Origin of the sequence: Cupriavidus sp. GA3-3 (assembly GCF_000389805.1) — a bacterium.
GTDB lineage: Bacteria > Pseudomonadota > Gammaproteobacteria > Burkholderiales > Burkholderiaceae > Cupriavidus > Cupriavidus necator_D.
The window spans coordinates 288,857-303,178 of the sequence record NZ_KB944503.1; the positions used below are offsets into that span (position 1 = coordinate 288,857).

The 14,322-nt window shown below is 66.7% G+C and carries 17 protein-coding genes; 11 read left to right on the forward strand and 6 right to left on the reverse strand.

The window, feature by feature from the left end:
• The 3 genes from C265_RS32710 to C265_RS28010 all read right to left on the reverse strand — a co-directional run.
• Nucleotides 1-623, reverse strand: a 623-nt coding sequence (locus C265_RS32710) for a hypothetical protein (protein ID WP_010812505.1), incomplete at its 3' end; no start/stop codon positions are given.
• Between the two features lie 413 nt (nucleotides 624-1,036).
• Nucleotides 1,037-1,603, reverse strand: a complete 567-nt coding sequence (locus C265_RS28005) for a TetR/AcrR family transcriptional regulator (RefSeq protein ID WP_010812504.1) — start codon at nucleotides 1,601-1,603, stop codon at nucleotides 1,037-1,039.
• Nucleotides 1,604-1,874: 271 nt separating this feature from the next.
• A complete protein-coding gene (locus C265_RS28010) occupies nucleotides 1,875-2,270 on the reverse strand; it encodes a hypothetical protein (protein ID WP_010812502.1) in 396 nt (131 codons plus the stop codon).
• 378 nt (nucleotides 2,271-2,648) lie between these two features.
• Between C265_RS28010 and C265_RS28015 the strand changes: the two genes are divergently transcribed.
• The 5 genes from C265_RS28015 to C265_RS28035 all read left to right on the forward strand — a co-directional run bounded on the left by C265_RS28015 (nucleotide 2,649) and on the right by C265_RS28035 (nucleotide 5,664).
• Entirely contained in the window at nucleotides 2,649-3,605 is a 957-nt protein-coding gene (locus C265_RS28015; protein WP_010812501.1) for an alpha/beta hydrolase, read from the forward strand.
• A 232-nt stretch (nucleotides 3,606-3,837) separates the two neighbouring features.
• On the forward strand, nucleotides 3,838-4,122 hold the full coding sequence (locus tag C265_RS28020) for a hypothetical protein (protein WP_010812500.1): 285 nt from the start codon (nucleotides 3,838-3,840) through the stop codon (nucleotides 4,120-4,122).
• Nucleotides 4,123-4,211: 89 nt separating this feature from the next.
• Nucleotides 4,212-4,904 carry an alpha/beta hydrolase gene (locus C265_RS28025; protein WP_010812499.1) on the forward strand — a complete coding sequence of 231 codons (693 nt, stop codon included), beginning with the start codon at nucleotides 4,212-4,214 and terminating at the stop codon, nucleotides 4,902-4,904.
• A gap of 60 nt (nucleotides 4,905-4,964) precedes the next feature.
• Complete coding sequence (locus tag C265_RS28030; RefSeq protein ID WP_010812498.1) at nucleotides 4,965-5,333, forward strand: hypothetical protein; 369 nt, start codon at nucleotides 4,965-4,967, stop codon at nucleotides 5,331-5,333.
• Between the two features lie 97 nt (nucleotides 5,334-5,430).
• Complete coding sequence (locus tag C265_RS28035) at nucleotides 5,431-5,664, forward strand: hypothetical protein (protein ID WP_010812497.1); 234 nt, start codon at nucleotides 5,431-5,433, stop codon at nucleotides 5,662-5,664.
• Nucleotides 5,665-5,896: 232 nt separating this feature from the next.
• Here the strand turns inward: C265_RS28035 and C265_RS28040 are convergent, their stop codons facing one another.
• Complete coding sequence (locus C265_RS28040) at nucleotides 5,897-7,027, reverse strand: AGE family epimerase/isomerase (RefSeq protein ID WP_010812496.1); 1,131 nt, start codon at nucleotides 7,025-7,027, stop codon at nucleotides 5,897-5,899.
• A 136-nt stretch (nucleotides 7,028-7,163) separates the two neighbouring features.
• Here C265_RS28040 and C265_RS28045 point away from each other — a divergent pair, with 136 nt between their 5' ends.
• The 3 genes from C265_RS28045 to C265_RS28055 all read left to right on the forward strand — a co-directional run bounded on the left by C265_RS28045 (nucleotide 7,164) and on the right by C265_RS28055 (nucleotide 8,227).
• On the forward strand, nucleotides 7,164-7,412 hold the full coding sequence (locus C265_RS28045) for a hypothetical protein (protein ID WP_010812495.1): 249 nt from the start codon (nucleotides 7,164-7,166) through the stop codon (nucleotides 7,410-7,412).
• 239 nt (nucleotides 7,413-7,651) lie between these two features.
• Nucleotides 7,652-7,930 carry a hypothetical protein gene (locus C265_RS28050; RefSeq protein ID WP_010812494.1) on the forward strand — a complete coding sequence of 93 codons (279 nt, stop codon included), beginning with the start codon at nucleotides 7,652-7,654 and terminating at the stop codon, nucleotides 7,928-7,930.
• Nucleotides 7,931-7,981: 51 nt separating this feature from the next.
• Nucleotides 7,982-8,227, forward strand: a complete 246-nt coding sequence (locus tag C265_RS28055; RefSeq protein WP_231881500.1) for a hypothetical protein — start codon at nucleotides 7,982-7,984, stop codon at nucleotides 8,225-8,227.
• A gap of 29 nt (nucleotides 8,228-8,256) precedes the next feature.
• On the opposite strand, the gene C265_RS28060 is transcribed toward C265_RS28055, so the two are convergent.
• Nucleotides 8,257-9,891 carry an acyl-CoA synthetase gene (locus C265_RS28060; protein ID WP_010812492.1) on the reverse strand — a complete coding sequence of 545 codons (1,635 nt, stop codon included), beginning with the start codon at nucleotides 9,889-9,891 and terminating at the stop codon, nucleotides 8,257-8,259.
• Nucleotides 9,892-10,159: 268 nt separating this feature from the next.
• Here C265_RS28060 and C265_RS28065 point away from each other — a divergent pair, with 268 nt between their 5' ends.
• From C265_RS28065 to C265_RS28075, 3 genes are all read left to right on the forward strand, one after another.
• On the forward strand, nucleotides 10,160-10,864 hold the full coding sequence (locus tag C265_RS28065; protein ID WP_010812491.1) for a Crp/Fnr family transcriptional regulator: 705 nt from the start codon (nucleotides 10,160-10,162) through the stop codon (nucleotides 10,862-10,864).
• A 121-nt stretch (nucleotides 10,865-10,985) separates the two neighbouring features.
• A complete protein-coding gene (locus C265_RS28070) occupies nucleotides 10,986-11,627 on the forward strand; it encodes a hypothetical protein (RefSeq protein WP_010812490.1) in 642 nt (213 codons plus the stop codon).
• A 500-nt stretch (nucleotides 11,628-12,127) separates the two neighbouring features.
• A complete protein-coding gene (locus C265_RS28075; RefSeq protein WP_037025481.1) occupies nucleotides 12,128-13,762 on the forward strand; it encodes a hypothetical protein in 1,635 nt (544 codons plus the stop codon).
• Between the two features lie 234 nt (nucleotides 13,763-13,996).
• Here C265_RS28075 and C265_RS32620 read toward each other — a convergent pair whose 3' ends face one another.
• Entirely contained in the window at nucleotides 13,997-14,164 is a 168-nt protein-coding gene (locus C265_RS32620; RefSeq protein WP_010812488.1) for a hypothetical protein, read from the reverse strand.
• Between the last annotated feature and the right edge of the window lie 158 nt (nucleotides 14,165-14,322).

Sequence of the window (14,322 nt, forward strand, 5' to 3'; positions counted from 1 at the left end):
GCTACCGTGCGGGCACCGTCGGTGTAGGGATCAGGCTTGCCAACGCGGGCACCATCGGTGTACGGGTCGAAGCTGCGCGACGGTTGGACCGAAACACCGCTGCGGTCCAGGCCGGCTACCGTGCGGGCACCGTCGGTGTAGGGATCGGGCTTGCCAACGCGGGCACCATCGGTGTACGGGTCGAAGCTGCGCGACGGTTGGACCGAAACACCGCTGCGGTCCAGGCCGGCTACCGTGCGGGCACCGTCGGTGTAGGGATCGGGCTTGCCAACGCGGGCACCATCGGTGTACGGGTCGAAGCTGCGCGACGGTTGGGCCGAGACACCGCTGCGATCCAGGCCCGCTACCGTGCGGGCACCGTCGGTGTAGGGATCAGCCTTGCCAACGCGGGCACCATCGGTGTAGGGATCGGCCTTGCCAACGCGCGCGCCTTCGGTGAACGGATCAAACTTGCCGGTGCGGGCGCCTTCCGTGAAGGTGTCGAACTTGCCGGTGCGGAAGGTGTAGCCGTACTTGTCGCCGGTGAAGGTGCTGTCCTGCACGCTGGCCGCTTGCGCAACACCGCCCGCGAGCGCGGCGGCAAGGGTGGCGGCGGTAATCAGGGTCTTGGTGATCTTGGTCATGATGGGCTCCAGGGTGCGAAGTTTCGGAATCGCGTCAATTCGGTATCAGTGGCTGTGGCAGATCGTTTTTTTCGATCCCGCATCTACTAGTAGATAGATACTCGGCCTCGAAAAAATGACCGCCTCCGGTCATGCAATGGGACCGCCACGTTTTCGCCTTGTCTTGCTTGTTGCCGGCGGTGCAGCGCTTCCATGAGTCAAATACTATCTACTACTAGGTAGAGAGTCAAGGAAAAACATTTCTATCGGCCCGATAGCCTGTGCCTTTTCTGGCTCTATCTCGTTGTTTTAAAAGCGATTATCACCGATTCCGAAGCGCCGGCGGCCGACCGGCTGTCTGCAAATAAAAAAGCCGCCATGCAGCTTGCGCCACATGACGGCTTCAGACGCGCCACTGATATTGCGCGAAAACCTTAGCCGGCGACGGCGGCCATCAGCGTATCCGCAGCGGCTTCCACCCGGTCGGAGGTCCCGAACAGGCGTGCCGCAATCAGCCCGCTCTGCAGCGAGCCAAACACCACCTGTGCCAGCCGCGCCGGCGGCACCGGGAACGGCGTGCTGCGCTGCGGCTGAGCCCGCTCCAGCAGGCCGGCCAGCCATTGTTCGTTCATCAGGAAGAAGCCCTGCAGCAGCTTGTGCACGGACTCCGGCAGGCACAGCGTCTCGGTCGACAACATGCCGCACAGGCAGATCTGGTCCGAGCCGCAGCTGGCGCGGAACGGCGCCAGGTAGATGGCCGCCTGCTCGGCGACCGGCAGACTGGTGTCGATGGAGCGGATGCGCTCGGCCAGGCGGGCGCTGTATTCCTTCACCGCCTCCAGTACCAGGTCCTCTTTGGACGGGAAGTAATAGTGGATGCTGGAGGTCTTGACCCCCACCAGTTCCGCCAGGTCGCGGTAGCTGAAGCCGTTGAAGCCGCGGCGGCGGATCAGAACGAGGGTGTGCTCGAGCAGTTGCTCGCGTACTGATTGCGTTTTCATGAAAACAGTTTATCTACGCGAAGATAGGCGCTCAAGCCGAAATGCCCCGGGGCTGGGGTAATTCCCTAGCCCCGGGGCATCTAAGGCATGTGCTTTAACCAGGCAGGACCTGCGCGGCGAAGGTGATCATCGAGCCACTCGTCACGCAAAGCACCAGCCATCCGCCAAGCAGCAGGATACTGTCACGCAAACTCATGATGGACTCCATCGGACGGCAGTCAGCGTGACCGCCGCCGTAAAGTTGTTGGCCGCCGGCCTCAGCCGGCAGCAATCAAGCCAGGGCGCCGTCGGTGTAGGGGTCAGCCTTGCCGACGCGCGCGCCGTCCGTGTACGGGTCGAAGCTGCGGGCCGGCCCGGCCGACACGCCACTACGGTCCAGGCCAGCTACGGTGCGGTACCCGTCCGTGTAGGGATCGGTCTTGCCGACGCGGGCGCCGTCGGTGTACGGATCAAACTTGCCGACGCGGGCGCCTTCCGTGAACGGGTCGAACTTGCCGGTGCGGGCACCTTCCGTGAAGGTGTCGAACTTGCCGGCGCGGTAGCTGTAGCCGTACTTGTCGCCAGCCGAGGTGTTGTCTTGCACGCTGGCGGCTTGCGCCACGCCACCTGCCAGTGCGGCGGCAAGGGTGGCGGCGGTGATCAGGGTCTTGGCGAACTTGGCATTCATGATGGGCTCCTGGGTGCGATGTTTCGGGATCGCGTCAATTCGGTATCAGTGGCTGTGGCAGGGTCACTCTTTCGAGCCGCATCTACTAGTAGATAGATGACAGGTGCTAAAAAAATGACCATGCCGGTCTTGCGATGGGATCGCCACTTTCCCGCCCGTTCTTGCTTGCTTCAGGCGGTGCAGCGGTGCCATGGACTCAATGCTATCTACTACTAGGTAGATAGTCAAGGCAAAAGTTTTCTATCGGGCCGATAGCCGCCTGCCGACGCTGCACGATATGGCTGCGAATCCACTTAAGGCATGCGTGCGAATGAACTTTTCTTCACCCGGACGCCGATGGCCTGCTAGCCTGAAGGGAACGCCATCCCGAAACTCGCCATGCCTGAAGGCCCCCGCCCCGCTCAGCCGGAATCCCGCCACCGCTGGCTCGCCACCGCCGCGGCACTCGCCGTGGCCGCCGGTGTTGCGCGGCATCTACTGTTTCGTGCGGTGGAACGCAAAGCCTTTGTCACGCCGACGGATGAAACAAAGGACGCGGCAGCACCCGACATTTCAGCCCTGACGGTGCGCCATGCCACGTTCGCCAGCGGCAATCGCATCCTGCACGCCGCCTTCATGCCGGCCGCGGACCCCGAAGCGCCAGCGCTGATGGTGTGCCACGGCGACAATGAGAGCCTGCCCGACTGGGCCCCGGTCCAGGCCATGCTGGCGGGCGCGGGCATCGCCTCCTACGTCTTCGACTACAGCGGCTACGGCCGCAGCAGCGGGCGGCCAAGCGTGCGCCGCCTGCGCGAGGATGCGCTGGCCGCCTACCGGCAATTCCTGGCAGCCACGCCGCAGGCAAAACGGCGCGTGGTGCTGGGGCATTCGCTGGGATCCGGCATCCTGCTGGAGGTGGCGCAGCGCTTCGATCCGCAGCCCGACGGCTATGTCATTGCGGCGGGCTTCAGTTCGGCGCGCCTGGCCGCAGTGCAGACCGGGCGCATACCCGCATGGGCCGCGTGGCTGCTGCCGGATCCGTGGAACAACGCTGCGCGTGCCAGCCGGCTGGAGCGGCCGCTGCTGGTGGTGCACAGCCGGGACGACGCGGTGATCGTCCCACCCCACGCGGAACGCGTGGCCCGTGCGGCCAGGCATCTGCATGCGCTGGTGATGCTGGACGCCATGCCGCATGACGCAGCCATCCTGCCAGAACATATCGAGGCATTCTGGCCGCCGATCCTGCGCTTTGTGCGCGCGCAGGACGGCGATGCCATGCAGGCACTGTTGGCAGGAAACGACGCGAGAGATATGAAGGCGACCCGCCGGGCAACACGGGTCAGGCAGGCACACTGAGGGATTGCACGGGCTCGTTGGCCACAGCAAGTGGCGAGCGCGGGCACCAGGGTCCCGGTACGGCCGACCCTGGGCGGCCAATCTACCGCAGACTTCCGCCACCAGCAATCATCCTTGTGGGCGAGGCGCCACGGCGAGATGCCCGAGAGACTTTTTGCCGGTTTCTTGTCTATATTGGACCCCATGGCACGAGCATCGCAATTTCGCCATTGACAGCACTGGAGGTACTGCCATGCGTTGGCTTGCAAACCTGTTCAGTCCGCCGACCCCGGAGAAAATCGCCGAGAGGGAACTGCAAGACATGAGGCTGACGCTGTTCCAGGCCGAAAGGCGCTTGCTCGAAGCGCAGATGCAGGTGGCCTACTACCGCGACATGGTGGCGTTCCTGGAAGACGTCGCGGCCAAGGGCGTGGAAGACGTGGTCGACAAGCGCCGCGCCACGCCGCCTGCGATGCCGGAGCTGCCGGCACGCACGCCTGGCCTCACCACGGTCCCTATCGTTCCGTCCGCGGCCTGACGCAGCCGGGACAGGCCCCGACCTGTGCGATACTCGCGCTGCCTGGCGCCCGTGCGGCGCGCAGGCGCATATCCACAGGAACCAGCCCCATGAGCGAACTGCTGCCCGCGATCGAATTCGAAACCGCGCCCAATCCCGCCTGCGCCGTCATCTGGATGCATGGGCTGGGCGCCGACGGCAGCGATTTCGCCCCGGTCGTGCCTGAGCTGCGGCTGCCCGCAGCGCCCGGCGTGCGCTTTATCTTCCCGCACGCGCCGGCTATCCCCGTGACCTGCAACGGCGGTTATGTCATGCCGGCCTGGTATGACATTTATTCCCTCGATGAATCCGGGCGACGCGCCGATGAAGCCGGCATCCGTGCCTCTTGCGAAGCCATTCGCGCACTGATTGCGCGCGAGAACGCCCGTGGCATCCCCACGCACCGCATCGTGCTGGCAGGCTTCTCGCAAGGCGGCGCGATTGCCTACACCGCCGGGCTGAGCCATGCCGAGACGCTGGCCGGCATCGTCGCGCTGTCCACCTACATCCCTGCGCCGAAAGCGCTGGCGGCCGAGGTCAGCGCCGCCAACGCCACCACGCCCGTGTTCGCCGCCCATGGCACGCAGGACGACGTGGTGCCGCTGCAGCTGGGCGTCGCCGCCCGCGATTTCGTGCAGGCGCGGCAGCACCCGGTGACCTGGAACACCTATCCGATGGGCCATTCGGTCTGCCTGGAAGAGATCGCCGCCATCGGCGCCTGGCTGGCAGCGCGCTTTGCGCAGGCAGCCACCGCGCAGTCCTGATCCGCTCCCCGACAAGATGATTGCCGGCCGCTGCGCCGCGCATCGCACCACGCCGCAAGCATGACCCTCGCCCCACTCCCCAGGATCGATTTCAATACCCGCAAGGCACTGCTGTTCGCACTCGCTGCCGAACGGCTGTCGGCCTACTATGAACACCGCCAGTGGATGACCGACGCCCAGGGTGCGACGCTGGCCGGCGAATGGCTGTCGCGCTCGAAGCTGCAGTTGCCGCTGTCCGAGCGGCGCCTGTTGTCGGAACTGAGCGACCAGTTTGCACGCCAGCTGGCTGAGACCCTGTCACGCGAGGCCGGCCTGTACGCCGCGCACGAAATGATGGAAGCCCTCGATCCCAACTACCAGTCTGCGTTTGCCTACGACATGCTGGAAGAATGCGAGCGGCTGCTGCATGAAAACGGCGTGACGGAATAGCGGGCCGGACGGCGGCCGGCGTTTGCAAAGATTGACAATTGCATTGCGCGCGGGCGCGTAAACTTCGCGCACTGATGACGCCCCCCTCCCGCCTACCATGGAACGCAAGCACTGCCTGGCCTGGATCGCGCTGAGCATGATCGCAGCAGCCTTGCTGACACTGCTGTGCCTGATCCTGAATGACCACGCCGAGACCCAGGCCGCCAAAAGGGTCGAGCAAATGGCCGTCCGGGTGAAGCCCGCCGGCGCAGGCCTGATCCAGACCCACGCTGCGTCCCCGGCCGCTCAACAGCCGGAGCGGCTGTCGCAGGCCCTGGGCGCGCGGCGCTGAGCCGCATCGGGTGCGCCCCGGCCCGTAACTTCAGAACGACGACCAGTGGTTAAGAAGAACAACAGCACGTGCCGGAGCGCGGGCTTGAGTGTAGGCGCGGTGTCCACCGACGACTGCAAAGAATTGATAAGAGCGCGGTAGCCGCCTACGCGGCTGCCTCTGCAGGGCCTGTGCCGCCACAAACGCCCCGCAGCAGCGCATCGTGCTGCCGCACCGCCTGGCGCAGGGTGGCCTAAGCCCCTGGCAATGCCGGCCACGCCACGCCGGCCAGCGCGGCGAGCGCCGAGTAGGACGTCGCCAGGTGGTACGGCGAGGTCGAAGGCATCTCGGCGCGTACCACGCTGCCCGAGCGCGCCAGGCATTCATGCCAGCCGTGATCGTGCAGGAAGCGGCTGCGGAACTGCTGCGTCCAGGCTTCCAGCGCCGCCAGCGACTCCGGCGCGCCATGCACGGCGAGCGCGCGCGCATATTCGGTCTGCGCCCAGATGCGCTGGGTATCGTCCAGCATGGAGCCATCGGCGTTCAGTGCCGCGCTGACGCCCTGCGTCGACGGCACCACGCCGTGCCGCTGCGCAAAGGCAAAGGCCTGGCGCAGCGTATCGGCCAGCGGCAGGTCGCCGAGCAGCGCCGGCCTGCCTGCCACCAGCGAGAACCACTCGAACTGGTGGCCCGGCTCGATGCGGTTGCCGGGGCTGCCTTGGGGCAGCTCGGCAATGCAGCCGCTGGCCGGATCGACAAAGCGCTCATGCACCGCCATCGCGATCTCGCGCAGGCGTTCGGCATACCATTCGTCCCCGGTCGCATCCAGCGCGGCCAGGTAGGCCTCGGTCAGGTGCATGATGGGGTTCTGCAGCACGCCGGCGCCCTTGGGCCGGAAATGCTCGGTAAGCGCGGCGTGGTACAGGCCCTGTTCGTCGCCGAAGAGGTCCTCGACGACATCGACGGTTTCATCGAGCACGTCGAGCGCATCGGGATTGCCGCGCCGCGCATGATAGTTGGCGCAGGCGAAGATCACGAAGGCATGCGTATAGAGGTCGCGCGTGGCATCGAGCGGCGTGCCGGCCGGGTCGACGCTGTAGAGCCACGCGCCCTCGCCATTGCCGAAGTAGGCCTGCAGCGAGCCGAACAGCGTATCGGCATGCGCATGGTTGCCGGCCAGCGAGAACACATAGAGCTGGCGGGCGCATGCCATGGCGCGATAGCGGGCCGGCGCCAACGGCGCGGCACTGGCGCCGTCGAGTGCCTCGTAGGGCAGCAGCAGGTCGCCGTTCCAGCCGCTGGCGGTCCACAGCGGCAGCACGGTGGCATCGTAATGTGCCGTCAGGGCGGCGACCCCTTGGTTGAGCTCAGGCGAGATGGGCATGGTCTGGCGGAAAGTACAGGCGCGGCGAAGGCCGCAAAGGCCGTATCTTGCCATGCCGCGGCCGCAAGACAGTCATGGCATTTGCGGCAACCTCTTGCTAGCATCAATGGCGCCCACCCGCGAACGGGAGACAGCCATGTCGACTTTGCCCCTCACGCTGACTGACGATCACCGCACATTGGTGCTTCACGTCCTTGAAGATGCACCCGGCCAGTTCACCTGGCGCATCGTCATGGAAGAACGCTGTGGCGCCGCCGACGAGGATTGCACCGTCGCAGCGCCATCCACCTACGGTTCCCGCGCAGAGGCCGAGGCCGCCTGCTGGGCCGCCGGCAACGGCATACTGAACGGTCCGCGCGCCGCAGGCGAGCTGCACGCCACCTGAAGCCCCCACGGCATCGCGCAACACTTGCACTACGTGCCGCGTGTCCTAGTCTGGAAGCGTGGCAGTGGCAACGCGGGGTATGCATTTACCTGCGGTTTTCCGTTCCGGCCACGCCCGGGCAACGTATGCTGCCCGGGGCGCTTCCTGCCACCTGCCTGTCATATTCCTGGCCTTAACTGACCTGGTCGCCATGCCGCCCCTAGAAACGGGCACGGTGGGCAAGGCCGCAGGAGCATGCAATGGATAAGCCGGTCGTCACTCCCCAGCGCTTCGTTGAACTGATGAACGAGCGCCTCACCAAGCATCCCCTCTTCCGCGAGGGCATGCGCGTCTATGCCATCCCGCAACACACCGACCATCCGCGCAGCCTGGTCTGCGTGGGGCCGCGCGGCACCGAATGCGTATGCGCCACCATTGAAAACATCGTGCGGGGTGAATGTGAGGTGTTCCCGGACATCGACCAGGACTGGCACCGCCCGCCCAAACCCGGCAACCCCGCCGAGATGCGGGCGCGTTGAGTTGCCCCGGCGCGCCTCACGTCTATGCCCAGTGGATGGCATGACCAGAACGTGACATACCGCGGCCACCGCATCCATGTCGCGGCGCTGCGCTATGGCGGCCAGCATGACGGGTGGTGGACGCTGCGCGCGGAGATCTGGCATCACGGCAGCAAGCTGGCGCTGCCCTGCCCGGCCGCGCAGACGCGCTTTGGCTGCGCCACCGACGCCACGCGCGCGGGCATTGCCTGGGGGCGCGAGGCCATCGACACGCACATCGCCGGCCTGCACGATGCCGAGGACGCGGCGCTGCAATAGCGGCGCTGCACCAGCGCCGCTTCAGCCCATCAAACGTCGATCGCCGAATCCGACTTCACCTTGCGGCGCAGCTCGAACTTCTGGATCTTGCCGGTCGAGGTCTTGGGCAGCGGCCCGAAGTAGACCGCCTTGGGCACCTTGAAGCCCGCCAGCAGCGTGCGGCAATGCGCGATCAGTTCTTCCGCGCTGACGCTGGCGCCGTCCTTCAGTTCGACAAACGCGCATGGGGTCTCGCCCCACCTGGCATCGGGCTGCGCCACCACCGCGGCAGCCAGCACCGCGGGATGCCGGTAGAGCGCGTCCTCCACCTCAACGCTGGAGATGTTCTCGCCGCCGGAAATAATGATGTCCTTGCTGCGGTCCTTGATCTTGATATAGCCATCGGGCATGCACACACCCAGGTCGCCGGTATGGAACCAGCCGCCGGCAAAGGCCTCGCGCGTGGCCTTCTCGTTCTTGAGGTAGCCCTTCATGCAGATATTGCCGCGGAACATGATCTCGCCGATGGTCTCGCCATCGGCCGGCACCGGCTGCATGGAATCGGGATCGAGCACCGCCACCTGCGACTGCAGGTGATAGCGCACGCCCTGACGCGCCTTCCTGACCGCGCGGTCTTGCTCGGACAGCGCGCTCCAGTCATCCTGCTCCGCGCAGACCGCGGCCGGGCCGTAGACCTCGGTCAGGCCATAGACATGGGTCAGCTCGAACCCCATCGCCTCCATCTGCGCCAGCACCGCGGCCGGCGGCGGTGCGCCGGCCACCATGCCGCGCACCGGGCCGCGCACGCCCTCGCGCCACGCGGCGGGCGCATTGACCAGCGCGGTATGCACGATCGGCGCGGCGCAGTAGTGGGTCACGCCCTCTTCGCGCATCAGGTCGAACACCAGCCTGGGCTCGAACTTGCGCAGGCACACGTTGACGCCCGCGCGCGCGGCAACGGTCCACGGGAAGCACCAGCCATTGCAGTGGAACATCGGCAGCGTCCACAGGTAGACCGGGTGCTTGGGCAAATCCCACTCGAGGATGTTGGACACGGCATTGATGGCCGCGCCGCGGTGGTGGTAGACCACGCCCTTGGGGTCGCCGGTGGTGCCCGAGGTGTAGTTCAGCGCGATGGCTTCCCACTCGTCGGCCGGCATGTGCCACGCGTAGTCCGGGTCGCCCGAGGCGAGGAAGGCTTCGTAATCGGTGTCGCCGAACGGCGCCTCCTGCGGGCCCAGCACGTCATGCACGGCGATGACCTTCAGGCCGGGGATCTCCAGCGCCATCTGGCGCGCCAGGTCGGCAAACTCGGTATCGGCCAGCAGCACGCGCGCCTCGCCATGGCGCAGCATGAAGACCAGGTTGGCGGCGTCGAGGCGGATATTGAGCGCATTGAGCACGGCGCCCGCCATCGGCACGCCGAAATGCGCCTCCACCATGGCCGGCGTATTGGGCAGCAGCGCGGCCACGGTATCGCCCTTGCCGATGCCGGCACGCGCCAGCGCGCTGGCCAGGCGCCGTGCGCGCGCATAGGTGTCGCGCCAGTTCTGGCGCAGCGGGCCGTGCACGATGGCCAGGCGCTGGCCGTACACCTCGGCGGCGCGGACCAGGAAGTCGATGGGCGTAAGCGGCACGAAGTTGGCCGCGTTGCGGGCCAGGCCGCTGTCGAAATCGGTGGGCATTGCTTGTGTCTCCGCGTATCTGGCGGCGTTGGCGGCAGGGCCGCGCAACAGGCCGCGTGATGCTGTCAATGCGCTGCATGGGTGCAGCGATGTCCGGGGCGAGGTGACCATTGTCCGCGCCATCCGGCGCTGTCACTTTTTCTGGCACAAGGCTATCATCGCACACGCCGGCGCACTGTCGCCGAGACGACAAACCTGCCGCAAACCCGCGCCAGGCAAGGCTTACACGATTCTTACAGGGACCCGGCCCGAGCCGCGCGTCCATGCCATGAGCGAACCTGCAGACCCGATTTCCGCCCCTGCCGCAGTCCTTGCCGGCCATGCCTGGTTCGGTGCCCTGGCGCCGGAACACCAGGCGCTGGCCGCGCGCGAAACGCTGCTCCAGTCCTTTGCCGCGGGCGCCTTCATCGCCCGGCGCGGCGAGCCGTCGCGCTACTGGATCGGGGTGGACAGCGGCCTGATCAAGCTGGCGGTGTACACCCCCGACGGGCGCGGCTGCACCTTCTCCGGCGTGCCCGCCGGCGGCTGGTGCGGCGAAGGCAGCGTGATCAAGCGCGAAGACCGCCGCTATGACGTGATCGCGATCCGTGACTCGCAGGTGCTGCTGGTGCCAGAGCCGGTGTTCAATACGCTGCTGGCGCAGAGCCTGCCGTTCGCCAGCTTTGTCGTGCGCCAGCTCAACGAGCGCATGGGCCAGTTCATCGCCACCGTGCAGAACGACCGCCTGCTGGGCGCCGATGCGCGCGTGGCGCAGGCCATCGCGCAGCTGTTCCACCCGGACCTGTATCCGCGCACCAGCCCCGTGCTGGAGCTGTCGCAGGAAGAGATCGGCCTGCTGACCGGGCTGTCGCGCCAGCGGGTCAACCAGGCGCTGCGCCGGCTGGCCGATGCCGGCATGGTCCACCTGTCCTACCAGAGCATCCGCGTGACCGACCTGCCCCGGCTGCGCCACTTCGGGCTGTCCGAGCTGTAACGCCGCCGTCACCGGGCGCCGTGAACGATCAAACGGACGACGTCCGCGGCCTTGCGCCGCCCGTTGAATCCTGCGACAGTTACCGGCCGCACCCCCGCTCAGCTTCCGGGTTGTCTTCCGCATGCCGCTTGTCAGCCGTCACCACGTCCGCTTTGCCCGCCTGCGCTTCCCCTTTGCCGTGCAGGTACAAGCCCTGCACGGCACGGCCAGCCTGCGCGACGCCAATGCGCGGCGCGAGGTGCGGCCCGGCGACCCGTTCGTGGTCCACGCCTTTGCCCACTTCGACTGCGACCTGCCCGGCACGTGGCAGCACCCTTGCGCCATCGTCCTGACTGCCGTCCCAGACAGTGAATGCCCGCGCCTGGCCGGCAAGCCCGGCGACAGGCCCTGGTCGCGCCGCTTTGCCGGCCTGGTCTTTTCCCGCCCCGATACCGACTGGAATGTCGAGCGCCTGGCCGCGCAATGGCAGGTGCCGGCCCGCCAGGTGCGCGCCCGGCTCTTCGCCGAAGGCGAGGCGCTGCACCCGCTGCTGCGCGAGCAACGCGCCGCCCATGCCCTGCACGCGCTGGCCGCCGCCGGCCCGGTGTCTTCGCTGGACGTGCTGGCGGCGCACGCCGGCCTGCGTTCCGGCAGCGCGCTGGCGCGCAGCTGGCAGAACTGGTTCGGCATCGATGCGGCGCGCCTGGTGGAAGATTGCCGGGCAGGCAGCCGCACCACAGCGCCCACTGCCACCTGGCCCGGCCTTGTGCCGACGGCTGCCTGACACAGCGGCCTGGGCGTCACATGGCGCGGAGTTTGTCAACTACCGCGCGCAGCAACCAGCAATGCATCGGCAATGATTGCGCTGATCCCGGGCAATACCGCCCTGACCCTCGGCATCGGCGTGAACGGATTGTTCTACGATATTTCGGTCGGCCGCCCGTAACCTCGCCCCCAACCGTGAATCCGGGCACCCCGCGCCCGGACACGAACCAAGCCGGTGCCGCCCTGCGGCACCGGCTTTTCTTTTTTTCCGCCAGACCAATGAATGCAACCACGGCAGCCAGGCACGTGACAGCCATCCTGCAGCGTTGCCGCAGCAGCCTCTGCCCACACACTCCCGACAGTTTGTCAATCGCCTGAACTCGGGTTGGCCCCATCCCCCCTATCACGCAGACTCGCCTCGCGGGGCGGGTCAGCCACCCTGCGGGCGGGGCCTGCATGAGCCGGATATCGACCACCGCAGGACTCCGCCAGAACAAAAACCATACAGGGCGAAACGGGATGAAAACAAAACAACTGTTCTTGACGGGTCTGGCGACGGCGGTCCTGTCTGCATGCGGAGGCGGCGATGGCGGTTCGACCGCGCCGACCACCACCACGGCGGCACCTGCCGCCACCAGGATCAGTGGCACCGCCGCAGTTGGCGCCGCACTGGGCAATGCCGCCGTGCAGGCCAAGTGCGCATCGGGCAGCGGCACCGCCACCACCGCGGCGGACGGCAGCTTCACCATCAGCATCGAAGGCGCGACGCGTCCCTGCGTGCTCAGCGTCACGGCGCCTGACGGCACCACGCTGCATTCCGTGGTCGAAGCCGGCACCGGCACCACCGCGACGGCCAACATCACGCCGCTGACCGAGCTGGTCACCGCTTCACTGGCACAGGGCAACACCGATGCCTTCTTCGAGCAGTTCGATGCGAACGCGCAAGCCAGGCTCACCTCCGACAACGTAACCAGTGCCATCGGCGCCGTGCGCCTGGTGCTGACGGGCGTGGTCGACCTTTCCAGCATCGACCCGGTCAAGGATCCGCTGGTGGCCGCCAACGGCGCCAACGCGGGCAATGCGCAGGACCAGCTGCTGGACCAGTTGGGCGATCGCCTGGAGGCATCCAAGACCACGCTGGCTGAGCTTTCTTCAGCAGTCGCTGCCAATGCCGGCGCAGCGGCAGTCCAGACCGCACTGCAACCGGCAGCGGCCACCTGCGCCGGGTTGAAGACCGGCAAGTACCACGTCGTGGAACTGGGCACGCCGATTGGAGAAGCCGGCGAAATGGACGCCGCCACGTTGCAGTTCAAGCTGGGCACCGACGTGACCACCTTCACCGCCGACGCATCGGAAGCCTGCCGCTTCACCGCAGGCACCGACACCGTGCTGGTCTCCAAGTCGGGCCTGAGCGTGGTGCTGCCTCCGGCTGGCACGGTCAACCGCCTGCCCGCCCTGCTGATTCCTGCCCAGGCACTGGCCCTGGCCGACCTGGCTGGCGACTGGAATGGTCTTGGCTATGAGCGCGATGGCCCGTCGCCGTACGCGGCGTCGCGCGTGAACTTCAGCCTGGATGCCGCGGGCAAGGTGACCGCCGGCGCAGATTGCTCGGGCCTGGATTCGTGCTCGGCATGGCTGCCGGATGAATTTCCCACCATCACGCTCAACCCCGATGGCGGGTTGAACCTCACCGAACAGGACGGTGGTGTTGAGCGGGCCTACGCGTTCAAGGGCACCGACGGGCAACTGGTCATCGTCTTCACCCACGGTGACGGATTCACGATGGCCACCAGGCGGATCGCCCGTGCGCTGCCTGCCGTGGGCGCGACCAGTTCGTTCTGGGACACGAGCATTCTTCCGGTGGACAGCAACTCCGCCACGGCCGATGGCATCAGCACGACGACGGCCTCCACGGTCAAGGTCACCGCGGTGGATGCCCAGGCAAACACGTACACGCGCGAGCGCGACGACGGACGGGTGGACACCTGGAAGGTGAACACCCCGCTCGACGGGCTGCGCTACCGTGCCCCGACGCCCAACAACAGCGGCGGTAGTGAGGCCATCAGCATGTCGATTGGCAACACGGGCCTGAATGTGGCGATCGGCGTGAATACGGCTCGCCGGTTCTTCAGCATCTCGGTCAACCGTCTGTAACTCCGCTGCAAGTCGCCGGACTGCTGCGTCCGGACAGCGATTCAAGCCGGTGTCGCCTTGCGGCGCCGGCATTTTTTTCGTTGGGCTGCACAACCGGTGCTACCGCAGGACTTGCCGGCAGCGATCGATACGCTGCCGCGCGACTCGATCACGCAGGGCGAAGGCAACCCCGACCATCAGGCGGCGGCCGCGGTAGAATCAGCAGAACCCCCGCTCAGCCGGGGGCCGGCGGCATCAGCCGCCCGAGTGCAGCGGGGACAGCGAATAGGCGAGCACCAGCCCCGCAACGATCGCCGGGGAACCCAGCCGGATCGCCGTGCTGCGGGACAGCACGCCCAGATACACATACAAACACACCAGCACCATCGCAGTCACATACAGCAGGCTGTCATAGACTTGCATGGATGTCTCCCTTGCCATTGTTCTTATTGCTTTACTTCGGTGGGCTGCCGACGGGGCGTGATGCGGGGGTCTTGCGGGAATGCGTGGGGGCGCTCCGTCGCCAGCATGCTATGGCTGTCTGTTGAAATGATAGTCACCACTTCGACGGAGCGTGGCAA

What these genes read in the sequence shown, in the direction of transcription:
- C265_RS28075 (WP_037025481.1), top strand. Translation starts at nt 12,128, where the DNA reads ATGAAAACAAAACAACTGTTCTTGACGGGTCTGGCGACGGCGGTCCTG.
- C265_RS28030 (WP_010812498.1), top strand. Translation starts at nt 4,965, where the DNA reads ATGACCCTCGCCCCACTCCCCAGGATCGATTTCAATACCCGCAAGGCA.
- C265_RS28050 (WP_010812494.1), top strand. Translation starts at nt 7,652, where the DNA reads ATGGATAAGCCGGTCGTCACTCCCCAGCGCTTCGTTGAACTGATGAAC.
- C265_RS28020 (WP_010812500.1), top strand. Translation starts at nt 3,838, where the DNA reads ATGCGTTGGCTTGCAAACCTGTTCAGTCCGCCGACCCCGGAGAAAATC.
- C265_RS28070 (WP_010812490.1), top strand. Translation starts at nt 10,986, where the DNA reads ATGCCGCTTGTCAGCCGTCACCACGTCCGCTTTGCCCGCCTGCGCTTC.
- C265_RS28025 (WP_010812499.1), top strand. Translation starts at nt 4,212, where the DNA reads ATGAGCGAACTGCTGCCCGCGATCGAATTCGAAACCGCGCCCAATCCC.
- C265_RS28060 (WP_010812492.1), bottom strand. Translation starts at nt 9,891, where the DNA reads ATGCCCACCGATTTCGACAGCGGCCTGGCCCGCAACGCGGCCAACTTC.
- C265_RS28015 (WP_010812501.1), top strand. Translation starts at nt 2,649, where the DNA reads ATGCCTGAAGGCCCCCGCCCCGCTCAGCCGGAATCCCGCCACCGCTGG.
- C265_RS32620 (WP_010812488.1), bottom strand. Translation starts at nt 14,164, where the DNA reads ATGCAAGTCTATGACAGCCTGCTGTATGTGACTGCGATGGTGCTGGTG.
- C265_RS28040 (WP_010812496.1), bottom strand. Translation starts at nt 7,027, where the DNA reads ATGCCCATCTCGCCTGAGCTCAACCAAGGGGTCGCCGCCCTGACGGCA.
- C265_RS28035 (WP_010812497.1), top strand. Translation starts at nt 5,431, where the DNA reads ATGGAACGCAAGCACTGCCTGGCCTGGATCGCGCTGAGCATGATCGCA.
- C265_RS28065 (WP_010812491.1), top strand. Translation starts at nt 10,160, where the DNA reads ATGAGCGAACCTGCAGACCCGATTTCCGCCCCTGCCGCAGTCCTTGCC.
- C265_RS28045 (WP_010812495.1), top strand. Translation starts at nt 7,164, where the DNA reads ATGTCGACTTTGCCCCTCACGCTGACTGACGATCACCGCACATTGGTG.
- C265_RS28010 (WP_010812502.1), bottom strand. Translation starts at nt 2,270, where the DNA reads ATGAATGCCAAGTTCGCCAAGACCCTGATCACCGCCGCCACCCTTGCC.
- C265_RS28005 (WP_010812504.1), bottom strand. Translation starts at nt 1,603, where the DNA reads ATGAAAACGCAATCAGTACGCGAGCAACTGCTCGAGCACACCCTCGTT.